We start from the raw sequence: 23570 nt of genomic DNA on the forward strand, positions 1-23570 counted from the left end.
CGCGCCCACGTCGACGCGAGACACGCCCTCGAGCAGGCAGTAGGCTCGACGGCAGGATCTTCGCGGCAGGAGGTCTCGGCTGTCGAGCGCTCCGGCTTCGTGGCCTGGCGGACGCCGGCGTCTTCGCCTCGGTCGCAATCCGGCGCGACTCCCGGTCGCTCCATCGCGCCCAGTCCGTCTGGAGCTTCCTGGCCTTGAGAGAGGTCGCCCGCTGGAGAGCGAGGTTGCCCGTACCGGCCATCGGTGCCCGCTTGTCCCCGCCGTAGCTGCGCTTCGGGCTCTCCCCGCAAGCCACTTTCAGCCCGCCGGGCGCCACGGTGGCGAGCGTCTGGGAAGCATCTGGCAGGAATCAGGGAGGGCCGATGGGACGGCTGATGCCCGGTCGGAGCTCCATCGTTACCGCGCACCATCTAATCAGGTTGCCTGAACCCGAAAGGACTTGTATGGTCGTAACACCACCAGCGACTGCCCGTTCGATACCCGGGTCCTGGGGCCAGATGGCATCGGCGAACTGAGCCTGCGGCGCCACCGGCCCCATGTCTGGTCCCCGTTCGCTGCCGTCCAGGTGCGCCGCCGCGCCTGGCGTCGGGCGGCCCCCGAGGTGGGAGTGCGCGTCGAACAGCCGAGGAGTGACGAACTGTCCACCAGCGTCCATCACCGCCGCCCCGCTCGGGGGATCGATGTCGCCCTCGGCGGCGACGGTGAGCTTTGCCCCCTCGCACGGGAGCGAGCCGCGGGCGAGCGTCACCCTGGTGCCCAGCACGAGTGTCACCCCCTGAATCAGGATGAGCGGCTGAGCAGGAGCGGCGGCCTCGTGGCCTCCCGCGGGGCGACTTCCGGCTTGCCGGGGCGGCCGTCGGAGCTCGGGCACGGCGAGCGGTTTGGGAGACTCGGCCGGAGGCTGGGCAGCTCCAGCACAGCGGCAAAAAGACGCAGCCAGACCGGAGGCGACATGGCCTGGGGGCTGCAACGTGGGTGGGAGCAACCGCGTCGGGCCGCCGCGCCGATCAGCCAGGGGGATGTCCTGGCAGGTGGGTGGGGTAGCCCTCATGACGTCGACACCGCCGGAGGGCGTCTCGGCGGCCGACACGTTGCGGTCGATCCCGGAGAGCGGCTCGGTCGGGAGACGAGAGCTCGGGCATACGGTTACGCCGCCGGAGCAGGGTGGAGTGCAGAAGTGAAAGGCTGCCGCTCCAGCTCACCGGGGGTCGCCTGGAACGGCGACCTCGGCCATGACACCTTTCCTCATCGCGGGCGCTCCACCCGGGGGGTCGGGCTCCTCCACGGTCCCTCGGTCAGGCGCCCGCTTCGGCCGCTGCGCGGTGGGGCGCGTGTGTCCGGAGCACAGGAAAGCAGATCTTCATGGGAATGTCGCTGGCTCCCCTCGGTTACGGGGCTGCCCACGGCACGCGCGCCGCGGCATCCAAAGCGGGAGCGCGGTGCAGAGAGGAGCACGGCGCTGTCCATCGCACCCTCTTGGGTTGGGGCGGAGCCTGGCTTCGCGGCGCGACGTCGCGCGACATCGCCAGGGAGACGAGGTGGCTGGAGTCCGGCTCGACCGGTCGCCCCAGCACCCCATGACCCGACGGGGAGGTGGCGAGCGCGGGTTCTTGACGCGCGTTGAGGGGAGAGGGGGACACCTCTCGAATTATTTTCAAGCAAGGTGCTGTTCAGCAGTTGACAACTCTAGCTATTCATGGGACGCGAGATCCAATGAACAACGTCGAAACCGAGATCAAAAGCCACGTTGATGCATTCGTCTCTCAGCTGAGCGGACTTGTCCGCAAAGCGGCTCTCGAGGCTGTCGCCAACGCCCTGCGAGGCGAGGGCCAGCCGGTCGCTGCGGCCGCCGCGCCGCGCAAGGTGGGTCGGGCCAAGGCCGCTCCCCAGCAGCCTGCGGAGGTCAAGAAGGCGGTCGGTCGCCCCGCTCGCGCCGCGAAGCCCACCCGCAAGAAGGGCGAGAAGCGCTCGAAGGAAGAGCTCGCCGCGATGACGCAGAAGGTCCTGGAGCACATCCGGAGCAACAGCGGCCAGGGCGTGGAGCAGATCGCCAAGGATCTGGGCACCACCACGAAGGAGCTGACCCTCCCGATTCGGAAGCTGCTCGTCGAGAAGAAGATCACGTCGAAAGGAGAGAAGCGGGCTACCAAGTACTTTTCCCGCTGAAGCCGGCATCGACGCTCTCCAGAAGGGTCCGGCCAAACCGACCGAGGTCGGCGTCCCGCCTTCCCGCAAGCCCAGCAGGGGAAATCGCGGTGAGCCGGGAGCTGTCCCGGCAGGCGCGGAGACGTCGCACCTCGGAGCGGAGCAAGCTCCGCAGCCGTACACGCCGCTGGATGCCCCTCAGGAAGTCCCGCCAAGTCATGTCGTCTCCTCGTAGGACGGCGGAGAAATCCGCGCGTAAGGCGCGTCGACTGCCGCCCGACCGCTGCTGAGCGGAGCCGCCTGGTGACACGACACAGGCGGCGGTGGCGCTCCGCGATGGCGTCTGTGCACACATGTCCGCTCTGGTGCCCAGGACGCTGGGTTACCGAGCCGCCATGCCCGTGCTCTTGTCGACGTCGGATCGGAGAGACAACCACGTCATGACCGCTGAGACCCCAACCTATCGTGGGGCACCATCGAAGGACCACAACATCTAGTTTCGTGCATCCGCGTTCGCGTCGGGTCTCCTGTCACGCGGCGCTGACGCGGCCTCGAAACGGACGCTGGGGCGTGAGGCGGGGCGGAGCTCCAGAGGAAACGAAAGGGAGCGTCACCGGCGCGGCGCGGCGCGGCGCGGGAGTCCGGTCATCCGGGGCCGTACTCCCGCCGGGCGGTGCTCGCTCCGTGGAGCCGTGAGCGTGGCCGGGACTGCCGACATGGCAGAGCACGATCGGCGCCGCGCAAGCGTCGTTGCTGTGAACGCTCGACCCGCTCCGCCCATCCGGCGCCCTTCTCGACGATGACGCGGCGCCCTCGGAGCCGCGCTGGACCTGGCCGGCCCGGAGCTCAACGCACCTTCACGGACATCTAAACAGGACGCCCCAGGCGGATATTGCCGGCTAGCAATGTGGGCGAGCCTGACGCCCGACAAGGAGGAGCCACCGGAAGCCTATCGGCCTCTGGCGATCAGGAAGGAACATGGACAGCGGGGCTCCTCCGCCAGGCCCGTGGGACAAGCATGGTCTGTGCCATCAGGGCGATGGCGCTACCCGATAGCGCGGCTCGTGGTCCGAAAGAGCCGCGAGACCAACGCGTCAACGTACTGGACAGGTTCTAACCATCCGCGGTGATCGAGCGACTGGGCGATGCACAAGAGGCCGCACGTCGGATCGGAGACCCCGGCAACGACCGCTGACGCTGAGGGCGCGGCGACGGCGGTGGGAGGATGAGAGCTCGCGGGGAAGGGCGACTCGGGCTCAGGGCTGGGCTCGGCTCCCGACGATGAGGACATTCGAGAAGGGCGTTTTCCCCCAGGCGGGCATCGTCTCGCAGGAGAAGCCGAGCTGCTCGAGGAGCGCCACGATCTCTCGGGCAGGACGGAAGCGCACACGCTCGCCCCGGTTGAACCGAAGCGCGGTGAAGATGCGCTCCTCAAGGAGCGTGATCGAGCTCCTCAAGCCGCGCTCGGTGTCCGCCTCGCGGACGAGCAGGCGCCCGCCCGGACGAACCGCGGCCGCCGCCCGCCGCAGGATCGCGTCCTGCTCTTCCACGCGGAAGTAGTGGAGCAGGTCGATGAGCAGCACGGTGTCTGCAGCTCCGAGCTCGGCCTCGCGCGCATCTGCGCACCAGAACTCGGCGTTCAGCGGAGGGCCGGCGTGGGCAGCGCGCTGCGCGCCGGGCGGGCCGGACGACTCGGACGAGCGCGGGAGAGACGCACCGGAGCCCTCGCCGGCCGCGCGCCGGGCGTCCTCTATCTTGGCTCGGTCCCAGTCGAACCCACGCGCGCGCTCGGCCCTCCCCAGCTCGAGCAGGAGAATCGGCAGCTGGCCAGCCCCGGTCCCGATATCGAGGACCTCCCCGAGCGCGCCGGGCCGGCCGCCGGCGATGTCGGCAATCAACCGGGCGACGGGGTCGCCGAGCAGCTTGAAGCGGACATAGTGAAAGCGGGTACGCTGCGCCGGCGTGGCGCCCTCAGGCGGGCTGTACCTCCCGGCGACGCGCTCGACCGCGTGAACCCACGGCGGCGCATCCCCGGGGAGCCGATACGGCTCCACCCTGCTGCTCTGCTGCGAGGGAGCGCGGCGCCGCTTCAGCGTGACGAGGACGAAGATCAGGCCGCCGCCGAGCGCCGCGAGCGCGAGCCCCACCACCGGGGCGCCGAGGAACATGTATTCGGGGAAGTCCGAAAGCGCTTGCGCCCAGCTCATCTTTTCGTAGAGGCGCAGCCAGCGACCGGTGCGGAGGTACGCTCCAACCTGGACCTCGGCCGTGAGCAGCGCTGGCGCGAACAAGGGGTTGGAGATGTTCGCAGCGACCCAGGCAATCGCTGCATCCAGGCGGAACCACAGACAGAGGAGGAGCACGAGCGGCGTGTGGCAGCCGAAGATCGGCTGCGACCCGATGAACAGGCCGATCGCGACCGCCACGGCGGTCCGGCCGGCGGACAGCTCGCTGCCACGGAGCTCACGCCACGCGCGGCGCGCCTCCTCTCGGAGGAGAGAGTATTTCGCCAACGTTCAGGGTTTGCTTTCCCGTGCAGCACGATCCGCCTCACCTGCTGCATCGGCCGTCGTCTTGGAGAGGATGTCGCTCACGGTCGTGGGTGTCGCCTCGTCGAGCGCGTCCCACGCACCGCCCGCCGCGGCGGCCGGCGCCGGCTCGCCTGACACAGCGCCCCCGGCGCGCCCGCTCCGCCGCGCCTCCAGCGTGCGAAGGTACATCTTCGCCGTCCTGTTGTCGGGATCGATCGCGAGCGCCTCGCGCCACTCCGCGCTCGCCTGATCGGGCTCGCCAAGGGAGAGCAGCGCGACCCCGAGCAGCACGCGCGCTGGTGCGTACTTCGGGTTCGCGTCGCGCGCGGCGGCGTAATGCTCGCGAGCGAGCGCCAGATTCCCGGCGTCGCGGTACATCGTCCCGAGGCGCAGCTGAAGATCCACGAACGTCGGACACAGCGCCACAGCCCGCGTGAGCTCGGCGATCGCCTCCTGCGCGCAACCGGCGTCGGCGTAGGCCTGCGCGAGATCGGCGTGCATGTTGGCGATCTTGCCGCGCACGAACGGGTCGAGGACGCCGCCTCCCCCCTCGCCGCGGCGGATGCGAGAGTAGACATGCCGCGCGGCCTCGTATTTGCCGAGGTCGTTGTAGGTGACGGCGAGGTTCAGCAGCGCTTCCGTGTAGTGCTCGTTGAGCTGCACCGCGCGCTCGAAGTGGGCCTCGGCCGCGAGGAAATCACCGCGTTCGTGGAGAATGACGCCGAGCATGTTGTAGACGTCCGCGAAGCGGTCGGTTTTCTCGATGATCTGCCGCAGTGCGTGCTCCGCGAGATCGTACTCGCGCCGCTCGTAGTGCTCCCTGCCGAGAACCAGGAGTTGCTTCAGCCGGTCGTCCATCAGGCCCGTCAGCTTACGCGACCGGCGTACGATGGGATCCGCCTTCCGCGCAACCCTTGCGTCGGCCAGGGAGTCGCGCGGTTGCAACCCCGTCGATGCCTTGGTACGCACGTCGGCGTGCCGAGTGCAGTACCCCAGAACCCGCTCGAGGCCTCCGGAGCGCCGGACGCCGAGGACCGCGCCAGGGAGCGGAGCGGAGAGGCCGGCAGCGCGGCTGAGCCTGGCGCCGCTGTCCCTCAAGACGCGCCGCGCGTGGAGCCCGGCGCTGCTGTCCCGCAGGACGCGCCGCGCGCGGAGATCGTGCGCATCGGCGCGGCCGAGGAGGTCGCGGACGACGCGCTCGACGCCCCCAGCAGACCGGCCACGCCGCCGCTGACCGCGCCGCTTCAGGGCAGTCGCCGGGGCGAGGGCGCTCCGGCCGCTCCCTGGTCGCGCAGCAGCGAGCTGCGCGCGCGCGCGGCGTCGACGTGGCCGCCGCAGCTCCCTCCTCCTTCTTCTCGCGGGCGCGCATCGGCGCCCTGGTCGCGCGGCAGCGATCCGCGCATGCAGCCCCTGCGGTCGCCGTCGCTCATGGACGGCGGTCCCCACGCGGGCCCCGGTTCGACGGACGGCCCGCGGCTTCCTCCCGGCCTCAGCCGGCCCCCTCCAGGACCGCACCTGTCGCCGCGCATGACCGCGGTCTTCGGCGGCATCTTCGGCCTCGCGACGCTCACCTCGCTCATCGCGCTGCTGATCCAGGGCGTCCCGGTGCGCGACGAGCGCGCGCTGGTCGCGGCGAGCCCGGCGACCTCGGCAGCAGGCACGGACGAGGCCGCCAGGCCGTCTTCCATGCCCGAGGTGAAGACCAAGCAGCGCACCCCGCTGCCCGGCCCATGGCGGATCTCCGAGCTCGGGAAGGATCCTTCCGTGCTCCTGGTGAGCGACGTGATGGACCGCCGTTCGTTCATCGCGGCCCTCGACGAGAAGGGCGTACCGAAGGCGCAGATCTACCGGATCATGAAGGCCTTCGACGGGCTGCGGAAGTTCGACAAGTGCGGCCGCAAGGACCGGTTCACGGTCGCGATGGATCGCTCAACGCGCCGCGTCCGCGCCTTCGAGTACGAGATCTCGGCGAGCGAGATCTACCAGGCGAGGGACGACGCGGCCGGGCTGCTCACGGGCGCCGCGCTCGACATGAAGATCGCCGAGGAGGAGGTCGTCGCCTCCTTCTACGTGGGGAAGGATCTCGCCAACGCGATCCGGGCGGGGGGCCTGGAGCCCGGGGTGCTCGACGTGATCGACGACGCGCTGAACGGGCGCCTCTCGACGGAGAGCTTCGAGGAGGGGAGCACGGTCCGGCTGATCGCCGTCGAGGAGACGGCGCTCGGGATGTTCTCCCGGTACAAGAAGGTCATCGCGCTCGAGTACCGGCCCGCGGATCCCGCGGAGAAGCCGGTGCGCATCTACGATTTCAAGGGGCAAGAGGCCCGCGGCACGTTCGATGAGCGCGGCCGGCAGCCGCACGCCGGCGGCTGGCGCGCGCCGGTCCCGGGCGCGCCCGTGACGTCGAAGTTCAACCCGCAGCGGATGCACCCGGTGCTGAAGAAGAAGATGCCCCACAACGGGACGGACTTCGGCGCGCCGATGGGAACGCCGGTGTACTCGGCGTATCGCGGCGTTGTCGACTGGGTCGGTCCGGCGGGTCCGAGCGGCAACCTGGTCACGGTGACGCACGCGAACGGGGTCACCACCGGCTATGCGCACCTGTCGAGGTATGCCCCCGGCATCAAGGCCGGCATGAAGGTGGGTACCCACCAGCTCGTCGGCTACGTCGGATCGACGGGCCGCTCGACGGGCCCCCACCTTCACTTCAGCGCCAAGAGGGACGGCAAGTACTTCGATGCCGAGACGCTCCAGCTCGATGGAGAGCGCGTGATGCCCGGCGTCGATCGCGCGGCGTTCGCCGCGGCGAAGGAAGCGCTCGACAAGCGGCTCGACGCCATCCCGCTGCCCGAGCCGCCGCCCGAACCGGCGAAGCCGGAGGCGGCAGAGCCTCCCTCGCCGCCGCTCGCGGCCACCGGCAGCGAGGCCTCGGCCGCCGCGGCACCGGACGTCGGACCGAGCGGACCGAACGAGCAAGAAGCGCAGCCGCCGGAAGGCGCCGGGGACGACGAGGGCGAGCTCATCGAAGGCGCCGATCTCAAGAGCCCGCCCGAAGCGATGTGACGCCGAGCGGGCCGAGAGGTCCGCTCCATGAAACCAGAGGACGCCGACCGGGCCGAGAGGTCCGCTCGATGAGAACAGACGCCGAGGGACAAGCTGTCCCGTCCTCGGCGCCTTCGGGCATCGAGCAGACAAAACGCATCGAGGACGCGGAGGGGAAAACCCTCGCGTCCTCGATCTCCTTGCCATGCCGCCCATCTCGATGGGCGGCGGCCCAGGCCTGCTACCGCTTCGAGTACTGGAACCGCTTGCGGGCGCCGGGCTGACCGTACTTCTTGCGCTCCTTCTTGCGCGCGTCGCGCGTGAGGAAGCCAGCGCGCTTGAGCGACGGCCTGCGCTCCGGATCGAGCTCGCAGAGGGCGCGCGCGATGCCGTGCCGCATCGCCTCGGCCTGCGCGCTGTGGCCGCCGCCGACCACGGTCGCGTTCACGTCGAACTGCTCGAGCAGCTCGAGCAGCTCCAGCGATTGACGCATCACCATGCGCGAGGTCTCGCGGACGAAGTAATCGTCAGCGGGCCTCTGGTTCACCTTGATGTTGCCGGTGCCCGGCGAGAGGAAGACGCGCGCAACGGCGGTCTTACGCTTACCAGTGGCGTACGTTCTCGTTTCCGTCATGGCTTTGCTCAGCTGTAGCTAAGGGGCTGCGGCTTCTGCGCCGCGTGGGGGTGATCGGGACCGGCGTAGACCTTGAGCTTGGTGAGGAGCTCACGCCCGAGCACGTTCTTCGGGAGCATGCCCTTCACGGCCTTCTGGATCGGGAGCTCCGGCTTGCGCTCGAGCAGGTGACCGTACGACTCGGAACGGAAGCCGCCCGGCTCGCCGCTGTGCCGCACGTAGTTCTTCTGCTGGAGCTTGCGGCCCGTCAGAAGGACCTTCTTGGCGTTCACGACGATCACGAAGTCGCCGGTGTCGACGTGCGGCGTGAACGTGGGCTTGTTCTTGCCGCGGAGCACCGTGGCGATGCGGCTGGCAAGGCGGCCGAGGGGCTTGCCTTCCGCGTCGATCACCCACCACGTACGCTCGTTGCGGGCCTCCGCAGGCTTGGCGGAAAAGGACTTGGGCTGAGGATTCATTGGGCGAAAAACTCCGGAAGGGCGCCTGCCAAAAAGGGGCGCCACTTCTACAAGGCGGCCCTTCGCCTGTCAAGCGTCTGAGGCTTCTGCGGGAGCATCCTCATCGTCCGGCGAGGGTTGGTCAAGCGGGGTTTGTCGACAGGCCGTCGGCGTCCGTAGGAGGTCCCGTCCGTTCCGTCGGTCCGGTCCGTTCGGTCTGTTCCGCCTCGCACCGCTGGCTTGTCTCGGGCTCCCATATTTCTCTTATTTGCCCGACCATCCAGCTCGCCAAGGCGTTGAACCAGGCAGCGCCTTGGCCGCATCGACGGCGAGCGAGCCCAAAGCTCCCCCGCGAACGCCGCGCCAGGCACACTGCGACGAGCGGACGCAGCGGCCGAGCGATCTCATCGCTCGTCGTTCACGTCACATCGATCGCCGACGTCCTGCTGGCTCGCTTGAAGGAGCTCATCACGGCAAGGAGTCGATCGACGGTTCAGCTCAGCGGAGAGGGCGGGATTCGAACCCGCGGTACGTTGCCGTACACACGATTTCCAGTCGTGCACCTTCGACCACTCGGTCACCTCTCCCGATACAACTTCAACGCGCCCCGCTTCTGCCGGACCGGCGCCGCTCGAGAGAGAGCGGGCGGTCAGAGCCCGCCTGCTTCAACGGGGGCAAGCAGCCAAGCGTAGCGGAGAGAGCGGGATTCGAACCCGCGGTACCCTTGCGGGTACACCTGATTTCGAATCAGGCACCTTCGGCCTCTCGGTCACCTCTCCGCCGGCGAACATGGCAAAGCGGGGCCGGCTGGTCAAGCATCTCCTGACAACCGACCGGTCTGGAGGTGCGCTTTCAGCGCCGAGGCCCCCCGCCAGCAGCCCGGAGCGCGCTCCCGGGCACCGCTCGTCGTCCAGCATGCGGCTCTCTGGCGCTGCAGGATCCGCGAGGATCCGCGGCGCCGCACCGGCGGGCGCGGCCCTACCCCGCCCCGCGCGGCGCCTGCCCTCCGCGAGCGGCTGGCCGCGTCGGAGGGGCGCCCTCGGACGCCGGCGCGCGATCGCCGTCGGAGAAGGCCTCGGCCCCGAGCGCGGCGCGCGCCGCCGGCGTGCCTGCGCGCGGGAGCCGGATGACGAAGCGCGCGCCTCCGAGCGGGGACTCGAGCACGTCGATGGTGCCGCCGTGATCGACCACGATCTTCTTCACGATGCTCAGGCCGAGCCCCGTGCCGTCGTACCGCGTCGTGACGTACGGATCGAACACCGAGTCGCGCACGGCGGGATCGATGCCCGGGCCGTCGTCGTCGATCGCGATGACGTGGCTCTGCCCCTCGCTCCGCGCCGAGACGCGAACGCTGCCCCACACGCCGGCGCCCGGGCGCGCTCGGGCTCCTCCGCCGGGCGCCGCTCGCTGCGCGTCGCGCAGCGCCTGCGCCGCGTTGCGCACGATGTTGCCGAGGGCGCGCCGGAGCATCTCGCGATCGAGCGCGGCCGGCATCGGGACGTCCGGCACGTCGAACTCGAGATCGACGCGCCCGAGCAGCGCCTCGTCCGAGGCGTGCTCGCGCCCCGCCTCCTCGATCGCGGCGAAGCGCTCGCCCTGCTCGCGCAGGAACTCCGCGAGATCCGAGGGCTCGAGCTCTGCCCGCGGGAGCCGCGCGAAATTGGAGAACTCGCCGACGAGGCGGCGCAAGGTGCCGACCTCCTCCTCGACGACCTCCAGCGTCGTCTGGAGCAAGCGCTGGTACGCCGGGTCGCTGCCCGCATAGCGCCGGTGGCACTCCTCGACGGCGAGCTGGATCGGGGTCAGCGGGTTCTTGATCTCGTGCGCGAGGTGCCGCGCCATCTTCTGCCACTCGCCCATGCGCTTGAGGAACTCGATCCGCGCGCGGCTGCCCTCGAGCTCCTCGAGCATGCGATCGAAGGCGCGGCCGAGATCGGCGACCTCGTCGTCGCCCTGCAGCCCCACGCGCACCGAGAGGTCGCCCTCCGCGACGGGCCGGGTCGCCGCGGCGAGCCGCGCGATGCGGTCGACCACGGGGCGCGCGACGAGCACGCCGGCGAGGATCGCGAGCAGGATCGTCGCGCCGAGCAGGGCGGCGAAGGCGTCGCCGTAGCTCTCGTCGAGGTACTCCTTCCGGTGCTCCCGCTCGAGGGCGTGGTACGCCTGCGCGAACGCCTGCGCCGCGTCGAGCTCGTCGAAGCGCGCGCTCGGCGCGGCGAACGTCGCGACGAGGGTCCGCGCGTCGCCGTCGCAGCCGCCGTCGTCGGGCGCGCGAGCGCCGGGCTCGGCGGCGTGGCCGGGCGCGCGCGCGATCGCCTTCCGGACGGTGAGCGTCTTCTCGTGCGCCGGATCCACCGGGCGGCCGCGCTCGCGCGCTCCGACGAGATCGCCGCCGCAGCGCTCGACGCGGAGGGAGACCAGCGCGGGGTGAGCCGCGATGATGCGCGCCAGCTCGGCGTCGAGGCGCTGCGCGTCGCCGGTGAAGGCGGCCTCGCGCAGCGGGTCCGCCGCGACGATCGCGTCGGCCTCGGAGCGCATGCCCTGCTTGATGGCGGCGGCCAGCTCGGCGTACACGCCGAGCGCCCCGTCCAGGTGCACGCCGAACTCGGGCTGGAACGCCGTCGCCGACACCCGCGCGATCACCGTCCTGGCGACCACGATGCTGGCGACGAGCGGGATCAGGGCGGTCACGAGGATGGCCGCGACGACCCGACGCTCTGTCCTGCCGGGGATGCGCATGCGCGCAGCATAGCCGCGGCCCCGCGCGGGCGCGCAGGCGCGGCGCGGGGGTGCCCGCGCTGAAGAAGGAGGGGCGCGCACCGCAGAGGAGCGCTGCGCGCGGCAGAGGAGGCCGCTCGCCGCGGCGGGGATGCACCGCCGCGAGAGCGACGTTGCCCGTTACTCGACGGTGACCGTCTTCGCGAGGTTGCGCGGCTGATCGACGTCGTTGCCCTTCAGATTGGCGACGTAATAGGCGATGAGCTGGAGCGGGAGCACGGTCAGGAGCGGGCCGACCTCGTCCGGCACCTTGGGGATCCAGACGTGGTGCTGAGCGATCTCGAGGATCGACTCGTCGCCCTTCGTGGCGATCGCGACGACCTGCCCCTCGCGCGCCCGGACCTCCTGCAGGTTGGAGAACGTCTTGTCGTAGTGCGCGTCGCGCGGGCAGACGACGATGACGGGGAGCGCCTCGTCGATGAGCGCGATCGGCCCGTGCTTCATCTCGCCGGCCGCGTAGCCCTCGGCGTGCGCGTACGAGATCTCCTTCAGCTTGAGCGCGCCCTCGAGCGCGATGGGGAAGCCGAGGCCGCGCCCGAGGAACAGGACGTCCTTCGCGTGGACGAGGCGCTTCGCGATCGCGTGCACGTAGTCGGCGTCGCCGAGCACCTCGCGCATGTGGCTCGGGATCTCCCAGAGGGCCTGGAGGATCTCGCGCCCGCGCTCCGCCGGCAGCGAGTCGCGGCGGCGTCCGAGGTAGACGGCGAGCAGGAGCAGCGCGGCGAGCTGCGTGGTGAAGGCCTTGGTCGAGGCGACGCCGATCTCGGGGCCCGCGTGCGTGTAGAGCGCGCCGTCGGAGAGGCGCGGGATCGCGCTGTCGAGCACGTTGCAGAGCGCCAGCACCTTGGCGCCCTGCGCCTTCGCCGCCTTGAGCGCCGCGATCGTGTCGGCGGTCTCGCCCGACTGGCTGATGGCGATCACGAGATCGTCGGGGAAGAAGATCGGCTCGCGGTAGCGGACCTCGCTCGCGAGCTCGACGACCGTGGGGACCCTGGCGAGCTGCTCGATCCAGTAGCGCCCGGCGATGCCGGCGTGGTGGCTCGTGCCGCACGCGACGATGTAGACCCGGCGCAGCTCCTTCGCGAACTCGGGCGTGACGCCCATCTCCGTCGCGTGCACGTCGCCGGCGGCGAGATCGATCCTGCCGCGCAGCGTGGCCTCGACGACGTCGGGCTGCTCGTGGATCTCCTTCAGCATGAAGTGCTTGTAGCCGCCGCGCTCCGCCTGGACGGGGCTCCAGTCGATGCGCTTCACGCGCCGCTCGACCTTCTCGCCGCCGGCCACGGTCTCGATGCGGACGCCGCTCGAGCGCAGCTCGACGATGTCGCCGTCCTCGAGGAAGATCATGTCGCGGGTGTGCGCGAGCAGCGCGGGGATGTCGCTGCCGCACAGCATCTCGTTGTCGCCGGCGCCGACGACGAGCGGCGAGCCGTACCGGGCGGCGACGATGACGTCGGGCTCATCGCGCGAGAGGACCGCGATCGCGTAGGCGCCGTGGACCTGCCGGAGCGCGCCGCGCACGGCCTCGAAGAGCGACTTCGCGCCCTTCTGGAGCTCGCGGTGGACGAGGTGAGCGACGATCTCGGTGTCCGTGTCGGAGAGGAACTTGACCCCCTGGCCCTCCAGCTGCTGCCGGACCGCCACGTGGTTCTCGATGATGCCGTTGTGCACGACGGCCACCGGGCCCGCGGAGTGCGGGTGGGCGTTCACCTCGCTCGGGCGGCCGTGCGTCGCCCACCGCGTGTGGCCGATGCCGGTCGTGCCGTCGAGGGTCCGCTTCTCGAGCGCCTCGCTGAGCTTGATCAGCTTGCCGAGCGTCCGGACGATCTCGATGCCCTTGCCGTCATGAATGGCGATGCCGGCCGAGTCGTAGCCTCGATACTCGAGCTTCCGCAGCCCTTCGACGATGATCGGCGCCGCCTTTTTTGACCCAACGTATCCGACGATCCCGCACATGCTCGCCTCGTTCAGGTAGTGCCCGCGCGCGCCTACGCGTGCGGCGGAAAATGGAACGTTACTCCTGGCACCGGGAGCTGACAGAGAAAATTGAGCCCCCTGACGGTGAACGCCGCGTCGGTCGCGTTGGCCGCGTGGATCGCGCGAAGGTCACAGCCAGGACGAATGCTATCAACGCCGTGATCGAGGCGACCCCAAAAGTGAGGGCGCCGCCCCCGCGCTTGTAGAGCTCACCCCACACGAGCATCCCGACGACGGATCCGGCGCCAGCGCTCGCCGAAAAGAGCCCCTGCGCCGTGGCGAGGATCTCAGGCGGGCAGCGATCCCGCGTGTAGGCGAGCGAGGCGACCCACATCATGCCGAACGAGACCGCGTGAAGCGGCTGGATGGCCAGCAGGGCGGGCCAGAAGCGCACATACGAGAGCAGCGCCCAGCGGAGCGAGGCGCCCGCGAACGCGAACGCGAGCACCGTGGGCGGAGCGAACCGCTCGAGAAGGGGACCGGAGAACGCCATGAGCGCGATCTCGCCGGCGACGCCGACGGCCCACGCGACCCCGACCAGCGACTCGGGGAAACCGATGTCGCGCAGGTGCAGCGTGTAACAGAGATCGTACGAAGAGGTTGCGCTCTGGGCCAGGAACGATGCCGCGAGGAACAGGCGGAAATCGTGGCTCTGGAGGAGCGCACGGGCGCGCTGCCGCACGGAGCCTCCGGCGGTTGGAGAGCGCGCAGCGCCGGCGTCGCCTTCGGCGGCCGGAGCGCGCGCCGCGCCGGCGGCGTCGGCCGCTCCGTCGCGCAGGCCAGACCGACGGAAGGGCGCCTCGCCGCGCGCCGGGAGGGCCCACGAGATGGCGAACGCGATCAGCAGGGAGGCAGCGATCGTGGCGGGGAACGCGGCCGACCGCGCCGGATCGACGAGGGCTCCGCTGGCGATCGCCATCAGCGCGAAGCTGATCGAGCCCCAGAGCCTGAGCCGGCCGTAGGCGATGCCGGAGCTCGCCGACGCCTCCACCGCGACGACGTCGGCCATCGTGAACATCGGCGATCGAAAGAAAGCGAACGCGAGCGCCGCGACGAAGAGGCCGCCGAAGCCGAGCGACACGCCGAGCGCCGACGACAGCGCGAGCAGCGCGAACACGACGAAGGCGCCGGCGCAGGCCGCCCGGATCAGCCACACCCGCACGCCGAGCGAGTCGGCGATCAAGCCGAACACCGGCGGCGCGACGAGGCCCATCGCAGGGAGCGTCGCCGCGATCGCCCCCATCGCGAGCCCCTGCATCCCCCGCGCCTCCAGCCAGCTCGGGAACAGCGGCAGGTACACGCCGAGGACGGCGAAGATACCGAAGTAGTAAAGCGAGATCGCCCGCGGCGACGGCCTGTGCTCTGAAGGGAGGGAAGGAGGCATCGGCGGTGTGCGGCCCGCCCCGAGCGCGAGGGGCGTTCAGCGTGCCGCTCTCTGACGCCCGCCAGGCAAAGGAGCAAGCTCCGCACCCCGGAAGCGCGGAGCCCGGGTCGTTGCCGCTTCTCGATCGCCGTGGGGCGCCCTACCGCACGCGCGGGATGGGCACCTCGGACCTCCGCAACGCTCCGCCCGGGTCTCTATCTGGACCGGCCTGCTGAGCGCCGGCATCGACGGAGCGCTGATCGACCGGGCCTCGGAGCGCGTGACGGCGGTCGGCGCACAAGGCAGCGCACAAACGAGAACGGCGGCGCCTCTGGGGAGAGGCACCGCCGCTAAAACGTCGGCCTAGCCCGGCTCAGTACCGATCGCCACCGCGACCGCCACGACCGCCGCGGCCACCACCACCGCCGCCGCCGCCGTAACCGCCGCCGCCACCGCCACGACCGCCGCGGCCACCACCACCGCCGCCGCCGCCGTAACCGCCGCCGCCGCCGCCGCCGTAGCCGCCGCCGCCGCCACCACGCTGGACCCGCTCCTCCGCCTCGTTCACGCGAAGCGGACGGCCGTCCATCATGGCGCCGTTCATGTTCTCGATCGCCTGCTGGGCCTGCTCAGGCGTGCCCATTGTGACGAACCCGAAGCCGCGCGACTGCCCACTCTCGCGGTCGGTCACGATGTGTACATCCGTCACCTCGCCGCTCTGAGCGAACGCGGCCTGCACGGAGGCCTTGGTGGCGGAGAAGGGGAGATTACCAACGTAGAGGCGAGTACCCATGACACTGATTCACTTCACGGCTCTGCGAGATGCGTCAGCTTCGGTGCCGAACAGTGCCCTGCCGCCCCGATGGAGCCGTGGGGGATCGAGGGGGGGCGGCGCTGGGGAGGAGCCCCCGGTGCGCCACACGTTGCGTCGTCCAGTCCGCGATCAATCCGCGATCCCCGAGAAGAGAAGCGTCGTGTCGAGTGCCAGTGACGTTCGTGACCAGCCGATAGTAACCAAATGTCCCCACCGCGCAAGCACTCGAAGCAGCCCCCATCGCCGCGACGCTCGCCCGGACGTCCCGAACAGCTTCCGCGCGGTCGCGCTCGCTTCCCCACGGGGTGGGCGCATGTCAGCGCCTCGCCGGGCGGCGGAAGGTGGCGCCGAGATCCCAGCCCTCGCCGCTGGCGGCGCGCGCGAGCGCGATGTCCGGCAGCACCCCGCCCGCGATCCGGACCTCGGCGATCACGCCGAGGCGGAGCGTGGAGGTGAGCGAGCGGGGGGCGGCGCCGGGCGCGAGGCGGGGCGGGTGACGGGCGAGGTCGAGGGCGCGGCTGCGATCGTCGGCGGTCGCCAGGGCGAGCAGCGCGCCGAGGGGCCCGGGGCCGAGCGGGCGCACCAGCTCGATCGCGAGCGTCGCCTTCCCGCGGGCGCGGCGGCGCCCGAGCTCCGCCCGCGCCACCGGCTCCGCGGTGACCTCGCGCCCAGGCCGCGAGAGGATCGGCGCGACCGCCTCGGCGACCTCGACGAGGTGGGCGGCCGACTCGTCCACGAGCAGCGACGCCGGGGGCCCTCCCCACGCGGGATCGCCGTGGGCCCTCGGGAGGCCGACGAGGCCGAGGTGCGCGAGGCGCTCGGGCGGCAGCGCGTCGACCAGCCGCTGCGCGACGCCAGGCTGACCGAAGAGCCCGGCGTCGGGGCCCGTCGTGAGCACGATCCACCCGGCGACGCCCAGATCGAAGCGGACGGCGCCGCGGCGGTTCGTGTGGAGGCCGGCGCCGAGCCAGCCGAGGTCGTCGCGCTCGGTCTCGAACGCGCGCAGCGACGTCGTCAGGTCGTCGGAGCGGATCACCTCGATCGCGTCGAGGAAGGCAGCGCCGCGCGCGGCGACGTCGTTGCGCGTCAGCGTGATCTGCCCGGGGCCGACGTCGGCCCGGAACGCGCCGGTGCCATCCGGCGCCGCGGGGTCGAAGCTGCGCGGCAGGAGCGCGACCATCGGCGACGCGAGCGCGCGGGCGACGCGGGCGGGATCCGCGCGCGGGAACACCGCGGCGAGCGGATCCCTCGGGTGCCGCTCGGGCCTCGGGATGTCGGCGAGCGCCGCGGCCGCGCCGCGAGCGCGGGCGCGCTCGACGGAGCTCACGATGTCGCGGCCGTCGAGCTTGAGCAGGCGCGCGGTGCGCAGCCCCTCGCGGAGGCGCACGACCGCGCCATCCGCCTCGCGCGACGGCAGCGCGGACGAGAGCGTCGGGTACGGGTTCCCGGACGCATCGAGCCCGTAGAGGCTGTCGGCGATCGCCGGCGCGAACAGCGCCGCGGCGGGATCGCTCAGCTCGTGCGGATCGAGCGAGCTCGTCGGCCACGGGAGGTGCATCGAGAGGCGGCCGCCGAGCGGGGTGCGCCCCATCGCGCGCGCGCCCTCCGGGAGGGCGGCGGCGCCGAGCAGCGCGCCGGCGCCGCCGAGGAAGGCGCGGCGCGGGAGGCTCACCGCACCACCCAGATCTCGTCCGCCGTCGCGACGGCGAACGGGGCGCGCCCGGCCCCGTCGGGCGGACAGACCGCGAGGGCGCGCACCCCCGCCGGCGCCGGCAAGCGCAGGATCTCCTCGGGCGCCGCGCGGGCCGGGCCGCCTTCCCGGCGCCGCCACGACCAGACCACGACGGCATCCTCGAGCGGATCGAGGACGTCGAGGCTGGCGAGCAGCTCGGGCTCTCCATCCTGATCGAGATCGCCGACCGCGAGCTGCGCCCCGGCGCTGCCCACGACCTTGCGGCGGCCGGCGCTGTCCCGGAGCTCGACCGCGCCGCGCTCGCGCGTCGCCCAGACCGCGAAGGGCTCGCCCTGCGCGGACAGGAGCTGCGCCGACGCGAGCGCGTCGTACCGGCCGGAGAGCGACGCGGTCGCCGGCGGGGGATCGGCCGGGGCGCACGGCCCGAGCGGGCCCGTGAGGAGCGGCCCCCACGCCGTCGTGCAGGCCGAGCCGCCCGCGTCCGGGATCGCCAGCCCCGGCAGCTCGGTGAGCGCCTTCAGCTCGCCGTCGAAGCGGACGCTGCGCGCGCGGTCGGTGAGCCCGACGTCGGCGAACGGCGGCAGGCGCTCGCCGTCCCTCGTGCGCTCGACGAGCGTTGCGAACGCGAGCGGCTCGCGGAGCGGCGCCGGGTGCACGGCGACAACGTCCGGCCACGGGCGCGACGCGAGCGGCACGACCCGCCCGCCGCGGAGGCGGAGCGTCGTCACGCGCCGGCGGCTCACGCTCAGGAGCTCGAGCGCCCCGTCGGCGTCGAGATCGCCGCACGCGAGCGCGACCACGTCGCCCTCGAAGTTCTTCGCGCGGTCGACCCTGGCCGCGACGAGCGGGATCGGCGCGAGGAAGCCGCGGATCTCCGCGTCGAGGGGCGCCTCGGCGTAGGCGTGGGCGATGGGCCCCGGCTCCGGGTCGCGGATGCGCGCCCAGACGGTGCGCGGCACCGGGTACACGTCCGCGGTGACGCGCAGCTTCCCCGCCGCGATCTCGACGACGAGGTGGACGAGCGCCGCGTCGTCGCGCGCCGCCTCCCGCGCGAGCGGCAGCGGGATCGGGTCCTTCTGCGCGCGCACGCCGGCGCCGAGCTTGCCGGCGACGTGGGCGGCGAGCGTGGCCACGAGCTGGGCGCCGCGCGGCGCGGGCGCGTCGGAGACCAGCGGCGCGGCGGCCACGAGCGCACGGCCGTCCACGGCGTCGAGCGAGCGCACGAGCGCGTCGACGACGCGAGCCACGGCCGAGCGCGGCGGCCTCGGCGCCGGCGCGGCAGGAGGCGGCGCCGCAGCGGGCGGAGGAGACGGCTGCGCCGCGGCGGGACGCGCGAGCGCGAGGAGAGCGACAAGGAGGAGGCCCCGGGGCGACAACGGCGACATGTTACGCGCGTCCGTGGGCCCGGGGCCAGAGCCGCAGCCCCGCCGGCACCACGAGGAGCGCGACGACGAGGCCGACCGCGCTGCCGAGCGCGCCGACCCGGCCCAGGTCGCGGAGGCCGTCGAAGCCGCAGAACGCGAGCGCGGAGAAGCCCGCGGCCGTGGTCAGCGCCGTGGCGGCGATCGCGGGCCCCTCGCGGCGCAGGGTCTCGCGGATCACGGCGTCGCCGCCGCCCGCCGCCTCGATCTCGCGGGCGCGGTGGAGCAGGAACATGCCCTCGTCCACCGTGATCCCGAGCAGCACCGGGATGACGAGCGCGTCGTACGCGTGCAGGGGGATGCCGAGCACCCGGATCAGCAGGAGGACGAGGGAGATCTCCGAGGCGACGACGAGCGCCGCCAGCGCGATGTCGCGCGCGCTGCGGAGGGAAGCGGAGAGCGCCAGGAGCACGAGCGCGCCCGCGACGATCGCGATCCTCGGCATGTCGTGCGCGAGCGTCTCGCGCAGCGACGCCTCGAGCCGGCTGTAGCCGGTGAGCATGGCGCCCGGATCCTCGTCGCGGATCGCGCGCTCGATCTGCGCGACCGAGCCGGTCTCGCGGGGCCGCACGTACAGCGCGACGAGCGCCTCGCCCCCGTCCGCCCCGAGGTAGCGCGAGAGCAGGATGGACGCGGGGCCGCGCTCGAGATCGGAGAGCGCCACCTCCTGCCGGGGCGGCGCGCGCATCCCGTCGAGCACCGCCGAGAAGCGCTCGGGCGCGAAGCCCGTGTCGCGGAGCGCGCGCGCGAGCTCGTCGGCCTTGGCGGGCAGGTCGAGCGCGTCGCGCGCGGCGAAGCGCTCGGCCTGCGTCGGGGCGGCGGGGGCGAGCGCGGTGAGCGCGTCGACGGCCTCCACGTCGGCCTTCATCGAGGCGAGGCGCTCCGCGATCCGGTCGCCGCGCGCGCGGGCGCGCTCCTGGTCGCCGTCCGCGAGGAGCACCACCCACTGCCCTCGCCGCCCGCCGAACGCCTCGAAGATCTCCTGCTGCACCTTGAGGGGCTCGAGCTCGGCCGGCCTGATCGCGACGATGGCCTCCGCGAGCGGCGGCGAGGCGCCGAGGGCGACCGCCGCGATGGGGAGCGCCGCGAGCGCCGCGAGCGCGAGCGCGCGGCCCCGGGTGCGGGTGAGCCGGTAGAGGCCGTCGGTCCAGCGCGCCGGCGCCTCGGTCGGCGGGGTCCCCCGCTCGAGCCACGCGCCCACGGCCGGCGTCACGAGGACGATGGCGATCGCCGTCAGGACCTCGCCCGCGGCGCACAGGAGCCCGAGCTGCCGGAGCGCGTTGATGTCCGACAGCGCGAGGGCCCCGAACGCCGCCCCCGCGGTGACGGCGGCGATGAGCACCGCGCGGGAGGTCCGCGCCCTCGCTGCGCGCGCGGCCGCCTCCGGATCGAGGCCCTCGCGCCGCGCCTCGAGCAGCGCGGCGTAGACGTGGACGCCGGTGTCGACGCCGACGCCGACGACCACCGACATGAAGGCGACGGCGATCGCGCTGAGCCCGCCCGGGAGCGCCGTGGCGAGCCCCGCGGTCCAGAGGGTCCCGAGCACGAGGGGCGGCATCACCGCGGCGAGGGCGCGCAGGCGGCGGAAGAGCAGCGCGAAGACGACGGAGGCGAGCAGCATCGAGAGCGACCCCGAGATCGCGAGATCGCGCGTGAGCATCGCCTCGGTCGCCGCGGCGATGGCGTGCCCGCCGGTGAGCCCGAGCGTGAGCCCGGGGTGCGCCGCGCGGATCGGGCCGAGGACGGCGTTCGCGTCCGCGACGAACGCCCGCGCGTCGGCGCCGCGGAGCGCCTGCCCCGCCGGCTGCACCAGGACGAGGTGCACCTTGCCGTCGTCCGTGGCGAAGGCGCCGTCGGCCTGCGTGCGCACCCCGGATCCGATGTCCGCGGACTCGAAGACGAGCTGCGAGAGGCGCAGCGGGTCGGCCGCGATCGTCTCCGCCGCGGCGCCGCCGCCCGGCGCGAGCAGCATGGCGCGCGTCTCGGCGAGACGCTCCCGCATCCCCTCGGGCGAGAGCGCGGCGGCGAGGCGCTCTCGCACGCGCGCGTCCGCGTGCCGGAACGCGACCCACGGATCGAGCGAGCGCGAGACGTCGATCCGATCGGCGGCGCGCTGCACGGTCGGGCGCGCCGCGAGGGCCCGCGCGATCTCCGCGGCCACGGCCGCGTTCTCGTCGGGGTCGTCGCCCTTGACCATCACGACGCCGAGGTCGCCGCCCCCGAACCCGCGCACGTACCGGCGCAGCGCCGCGGCGTCGCCGCGCTCCGGCAGGAGCGAGGCGACGTTCGGCTCGAGCTGTAGCCGCAGCGTCACGGCGGCGAAGGCGGCGAGCGTCAGCGCCGCCAGGACGAGGACGACGACGAGGCGGAGCGGCCGGCGGGCGGCGTCCGCGCGAGCCGGCTGGGGCGGAGGAGGTGCTGCCATGGAAACGCCGGGCCGTGCCCGGCGCCGCTCCTCTACCCTCACGCCCGCCTCGCCGCGAGGACATCCACCCTCACGCCCGCCTCGCCGCGAGGCCCCCCACACGGACCATGCTCCCGAGCGCACGACGCTTGCGCTCGCGAGGGCGCCGATTCATCCCGGCAGCATGGAGCTCCCCCCGATCGTCCTCGCAGGCAGAGCCGTCCTGCGGAAGCCCGCCGCGCCCGTCCCGCCCGAGGAGATCGGGACGAAGCGGCTCAAGCACCTCGTCTCGACGATGGTCTCCGTCATGCGCAAGGCGCCCGGCGTGGGGCTCGCCGCGCCGCAGATCGGCGTCGACCAGCAGGTGATCGTGCTCGAAGACAGCGAGGAGCTCATGTCCCGCCTCACGGCGGGCCAGCGCGCCGAGCGCGGCCGCGTGCCCTTCCCGCTCAGGGTGATCATCAACCCGACGCTGAGGGTCCTCGCGCCGTCGCCCCCGGACGCCGCAGGCGCGGGGCGGGCGACGTTCTTCGAGGGCTGCCTGAGCGTCCCGGGTTACATGGCGCTGGTCGAGCGAGATCTGTCGGTCGAGGTGAGCGGCATCGACGAGGACGGCAAGGAGGTCCGGTGGGAAGCGACGGGCTGGCCCGCGCGGATCCTCCAGCACGAGGTCGATCACCTCCGCGGCACGCTGTACGTCGATCGCATGGTCACGCGCTCCTTCTGCAGCAACGAGGAGGCGAAGCTCTTGCTCAGCCTGTCCGTCGCCGAGGCGCGGGCCGCGCTCGGCGCGTGACCGCGGCCCGTCGCGCCGGGAGGCGAGCGCGCTCGACCGGCGGACGCGCGCTCACGGCGAGGGCAACGGACCGGCGCCGCGCCCGGCGCTGGCGACGAGGGCATTCACGATCCGCTCCATCCTGATCCCGCGGGAGCCCTTCACGAGCACCAGATCGCCGCGCTCGACGATCTCCTGCGCTCGGGCCGCCGCGGCGTCCGCGTCTCCGGCGAACCACGCCCGCACGCCGGCAGCCTCGGCGGCGCGCGCGATCCGCGCCGCCTCGCCGCCGACGGCGATCAGCGCGGCGGGGCGCGCGGCGCCGACCTGCTCGCCGAGCGCGTCGTGCTCCGCCGCCGCGAGCGCGCCGAGCTCGCGCATCTCGCCGAGCAGCAGGACCAGCCGCTTCCCGAGCGCCTCGGCGACCTCGACGGCCGTCCTGAGGGACGATCGCATCGACAGCGGGTTGGCGTTGTAGCTGTCGTCGATGACCACGGTGCCGTCCGGCAGCTCGCGGACGGACAGGCGCCCGTCCCCCGGCGGCGCGAGCCCTGCGGCGGCGCGTGCCGCTCGCTCGGTCGAGAGCCGCTCGCCGACCGCCTCTTCCACCACGGCGACGGCCGCGGCCGCCGCCAGCGCCCCCGCCTCGCCGAGCAGCGGGACGACGAGCTCCAGCGCCTCGCCTCCGCGCTCGATCCGCACGGAGGTGCCGCGCACCCCGACCGGCCGCCTCCCCGCGATCCGGATCCGCGCGCGCTCCCCGAAGCCGTAGGTGATCCGCCGCGCGGCGCCGGCGCGCTCGAGCTGTTCGACCACCTTCGCGTCGTCGCCGTTGCCGAGGGCCACGCCCTCGGCCGGCAAGGCGGCGACCAGATCACCTTCCTCGGCGGCGACCTCTTCCAGCGTGCCGAGCCCCTCGGTGTGCTCGACGCCGATGGACGTCAGCACGGCGAGATCCGGCCCCGCGATCCGCGCGAGGGCCGCGACCTCGCCGCGCTGGTTCGTGCCGATCTCGACGACCGCGAAGCGATGGCGGTCCTCGAGCCCGAGCAGCGTCATCGGCAGCCCGATGGCGTTGTTCAGGTTGCCCGCCGTCGCGTGCACCTCGCCGCGGCCCACCCCCGCGAGCAGCGCCGCGATGGTCCGCGTCGTCGTCGTCTTGCCGGCCGAGCCGCCGATCGCGACGATCGCCCGCGGCCCGTCGGGGTGGGCGCCCGTCCGCCATCGCTCGCGGTGCGCTCTGGCCAGCGCCCCGAGCGCCGCGAGGCCGTCGTTCACGAGCACCGCGCCTCCTCCGGGCGGCAGGGCAACCTCCCGCGAGACGATGAACGCGGCCGCCCCGCGCTGCGCGGCGACGTCGAGGAACCTGTGGCCATCGAAGCTCTCGCCGGCGAGCGCGACGAACGCCGCTCCGGGCGCGATCGTCCGGCTGTCGGTCGAGACGCCCCGCGCGTCCGGCCCGCTCCTCAGCACGCGCCCGCCGGTCGCGCGCGCCAGCTCGTCGAGGGAGAAGGGGGCAAGGTTGTGCGGGATCGGCGTCGCCATGGCGGGCGATC

Annotated in this window: 16 protein-coding genes and 2 tRNA genes; 4 read left to right on the forward strand and 14 right to left on the reverse strand. The window is 72.8% G+C overall.

Features of this window, described 5'->3' with window-relative positions; all coding sequences use genetic code 11:
• The first annotated feature begins 1049 nt into the window (after nucleotides 1-1049).
• Together WMF45_RS40590 and WMF45_RS40595 are read left to right on the forward strand one after the other, a co-directional pair.
• Nucleotides 1050-1181, forward strand: coding sequence for a hypothetical protein (locus tag WMF45_RS40590; protein ID WP_437545355.1), 132 nt, complete (start codon nucleotides 1050-1052; stop codon nucleotides 1179-1181).
• Nucleotides 1182-1713: 532 nt separating this feature from the next.
• Nucleotides 1714-2166, forward strand: coding sequence for a DNA-binding protein (locus WMF45_RS40595; RefSeq protein ID WP_272102708.1), 453 nt, complete (start codon nucleotides 1714-1716; stop codon nucleotides 2164-2166).
• Nucleotides 2167-3401: 1235 nt separating this feature from the next.
• On the opposite strand, the gene WMF45_RS40600 is transcribed toward WMF45_RS40595, so the two are convergent.
• Nucleotides 3402-4658 carry a DUF2062 domain-containing protein gene (locus WMF45_RS40600; protein ID WP_437711469.1) on the reverse strand — a complete coding sequence of 419 codons (1257 nt, stop codon included), beginning with the start codon at nucleotides 4656-4658 and terminating at the stop codon, nucleotides 3402-3404.
• 3 nt (nucleotides 4659-4661) lie between these two features.
• A complete protein-coding gene (locus tag WMF45_RS40605; protein WP_437711471.1) occupies nucleotides 4662-5534 on the reverse strand; it encodes a tetratricopeptide repeat protein in 873 nt (290 codons plus the stop codon).
• A 117-nt stretch (nucleotides 5535-5651) separates the two neighbouring features.
• Between WMF45_RS40605 and WMF45_RS40610 the strand changes: the two genes are divergently transcribed.
• A complete protein-coding gene (locus WMF45_RS40610) occupies nucleotides 5652-7739 on the forward strand; it encodes a peptidoglycan DD-metalloendopeptidase family protein (RefSeq protein WP_437711473.1) in 2088 nt (695 codons plus the stop codon).
• A gap of 220 nt (nucleotides 7740-7959) precedes the next feature.
• Here the strand turns inward: WMF45_RS40610 and rpsI are convergent, their stop codons facing one another.
• From rpsI to WMF45_RS40665, 11 genes are all read right to left on the reverse strand, one after another.
• Nucleotides 7960-8352 (reverse strand): 30S ribosomal protein S9, encoded by a 393-nt coding sequence (gene rpsI / locus WMF45_RS40615; RefSeq protein ID WP_437711475.1) that lies wholly within the window; start codon nucleotides 8350-8352, stop codon nucleotides 7960-7962.
• 8 nt (nucleotides 8353-8360) lie between these two features.
• Nucleotides 8361-8810, reverse strand: coding sequence for a 50S ribosomal protein L13 (gene rplM, locus WMF45_RS40620; protein ID WP_012240013.1), 450 nt, complete (start codon nucleotides 8808-8810; stop codon nucleotides 8361-8363).
• Between the two features lie 481 nt (nucleotides 8811-9291).
• Nucleotides 9292-9376 (reverse strand) — tRNA-Ser (locus WMF45_RS40625).
• A 105-nt stretch (nucleotides 9377-9481) separates the two neighbouring features.
• A tRNA-Ser gene (locus WMF45_RS40630) sits at nucleotides 9482-9568 on the reverse strand.
• 199 nt (nucleotides 9569-9767) lie between these two features.
• Complete coding sequence (locus WMF45_RS40635; protein WP_437711477.1) at nucleotides 9768-11528, reverse strand: ATP-binding protein; 1761 nt, start codon at nucleotides 11526-11528, stop codon at nucleotides 9768-9770.
• A gap of 159 nt (nucleotides 11529-11687) precedes the next feature.
• On the reverse strand, nucleotides 11688-13523 hold the full coding sequence (glmS, locus tag WMF45_RS40640; protein ID WP_437711478.1) for a glutamine--fructose-6-phosphate transaminase (isomerizing): 1836 nt from the start codon (nucleotides 13521-13523) through the stop codon (nucleotides 11688-11690).
• A gap of 58 nt (nucleotides 13524-13581) precedes the next feature.
• Complete coding sequence (locus tag WMF45_RS40645) at nucleotides 13582-14928, reverse strand: MFS transporter (protein WP_437711480.1); 1347 nt, start codon at nucleotides 14926-14928, stop codon at nucleotides 13582-13584.
• 352 nt (nucleotides 14929-15280) lie between these two features.
• Complete coding sequence (locus WMF45_RS40650) at nucleotides 15281-15700, reverse strand: RNA recognition motif domain-containing protein (protein ID WP_437711482.1); 420 nt, start codon at nucleotides 15698-15700, stop codon at nucleotides 15281-15283.
• 337 nt (nucleotides 15701-16037) lie between these two features.
• The gene (locus WMF45_RS40655; RefSeq protein ID WP_437711484.1) at nucleotides 16038-17393 is read right to left on the reverse strand and encodes a hypothetical protein; all 1356 of its coding nucleotides are present in this window, start codon (nucleotides 17391-17393) and stop codon (nucleotides 16038-16040) included.
• On the reverse strand, nucleotides 17390-18799 hold the full coding sequence (locus WMF45_RS40660) for a hypothetical protein (RefSeq protein WP_437711486.1): 1410 nt from the start codon (nucleotides 18797-18799) through the stop codon (nucleotides 17390-17392). Before WMF45_RS40660 ends, WMF45_RS40655 begins: the two co-directional genes overlap by 4 nt.
• A 1-nt stretch (nucleotide 18800) precedes the next feature.
• Nucleotides 18801-21260: an MMPL family transporter gene (locus tag WMF45_RS40665; protein WP_437711487.1), complete on the reverse strand. Its 2460-nt coding sequence runs from the start codon at nucleotides 21258-21260 to the stop codon at nucleotides 18801-18803.
• A 163-nt stretch (nucleotides 21261-21423) separates the two neighbouring features.
• On the opposite strand from WMF45_RS40665, the gene WMF45_RS40670 reads away from it, so the two are divergent.
• Complete coding sequence (locus WMF45_RS40670) at nucleotides 21424-22035, forward strand: peptide deformylase (RefSeq protein WP_437711489.1); 612 nt, start codon at nucleotides 21424-21426, stop codon at nucleotides 22033-22035.
• 51 nt (nucleotides 22036-22086) lie between these two features.
• Here WMF45_RS40670 and WMF45_RS40675 read toward each other — a convergent pair whose 3' ends face one another.
• Nucleotides 22087-23559 (reverse strand): UDP-N-acetylmuramoyl-tripeptide--D-alanyl-D-alanine ligase, encoded by a 1473-nt coding sequence (locus WMF45_RS40675; protein ID WP_437711491.1) that lies wholly within the window; start codon nucleotides 23557-23559, stop codon nucleotides 22087-22089.
• Nucleotides 23560-23570: the final 11 nt, after the last annotated feature.

It is taken from the genome of Sorangium sp. So ce448, assembly GCF_051520915.1.
Taxonomy (GTDB): domain Bacteria; phylum Myxococcota_A; class Polyangia; order Polyangiales; family Polyangiaceae; genus Sorangium; species Sorangium cellulosum_B.

What these genes read in the sequence shown, in the direction of transcription:
- WMF45_RS40590 (WP_437545355.1), top strand. Translation starts at nt 1,050, where the DNA reads ATGACGTCGACACCGCCGGAGGGCGTCTCGGCGGCCGACACGTTGCGG.
- WMF45_RS40595 (WP_272102708.1), top strand. Translation starts at nt 1,714, where the DNA reads ATGAACAACGTCGAAACCGAGATCAAAAGCCACGTTGATGCATTCGTC.
- WMF45_RS40605 (WP_437711471.1), bottom strand. Translation starts at nt 5,534, where the DNA reads ATGGACGACCGGCTGAAGCAACTCCTGGTTCTCGGCAGGGAGCACTAC.
- rpsI (WP_437711475.1), bottom strand. Translation starts at nt 8,352, where the DNA reads ATGACGGAAACGAGAACGTACGCCACTGGTAAGCGTAAGACCGCCGTT.
- rplM (WP_012240013.1), bottom strand. Translation starts at nt 8,810, where the DNA reads ATGAATCCTCAGCCCAAGTCCTTTTCCGCCAAGCCTGCGGAGGCCCGC.
- WMF45_RS40635 (WP_437711477.1), bottom strand. Translation starts at nt 11,528, where the DNA reads ATGCGCATCCCCGGCAGGACAGAGCGTCGGGTCGTCGCGGCCATCCTC.
- glmS (WP_437711478.1), bottom strand. Translation starts at nt 13,523, where the DNA reads ATGTGCGGGATCGTCGGATACGTTGGGTCAAAAAAGGCGGCGCCGATC.
- WMF45_RS40645 (WP_437711480.1), bottom strand. Translation starts at nt 14,928, where the DNA reads ATGCCTCCTTCCCTCCCTTCAGAGCACAGGCCGTCGCCGCGGGCGATC.
- WMF45_RS40650 (WP_437711482.1), bottom strand. Translation starts at nt 15,700, where the DNA reads ATGGGTACTCGCCTCTACGTTGGTAATCTCCCCTTCTCCGCCACCAAG.
- WMF45_RS40660 (WP_437711486.1), bottom strand. Translation starts at nt 18,799, where the DNA reads ATGTCGCCGTTGTCGCCCCGGGGCCTCCTCCTTGTCGCTCTCCTCGCG.
- WMF45_RS40665 (WP_437711487.1), bottom strand. Translation starts at nt 21,260, where the DNA reads ATGGCAGCACCTCCTCCGCCCCAGCCGGCTCGCGCGGACGCCGCCCGC.
- WMF45_RS40670 (WP_437711489.1), top strand. Translation starts at nt 21,424, where the DNA reads ATGGAGCTCCCCCCGATCGTCCTCGCAGGCAGAGCCGTCCTGCGGAAG.
- WMF45_RS40675 (WP_437711491.1), bottom strand. Translation starts at nt 23,559, where the DNA reads ATGGCGACGCCGATCCCGCACAACCTTGCCCCCTTCTCCCTCGACGAG.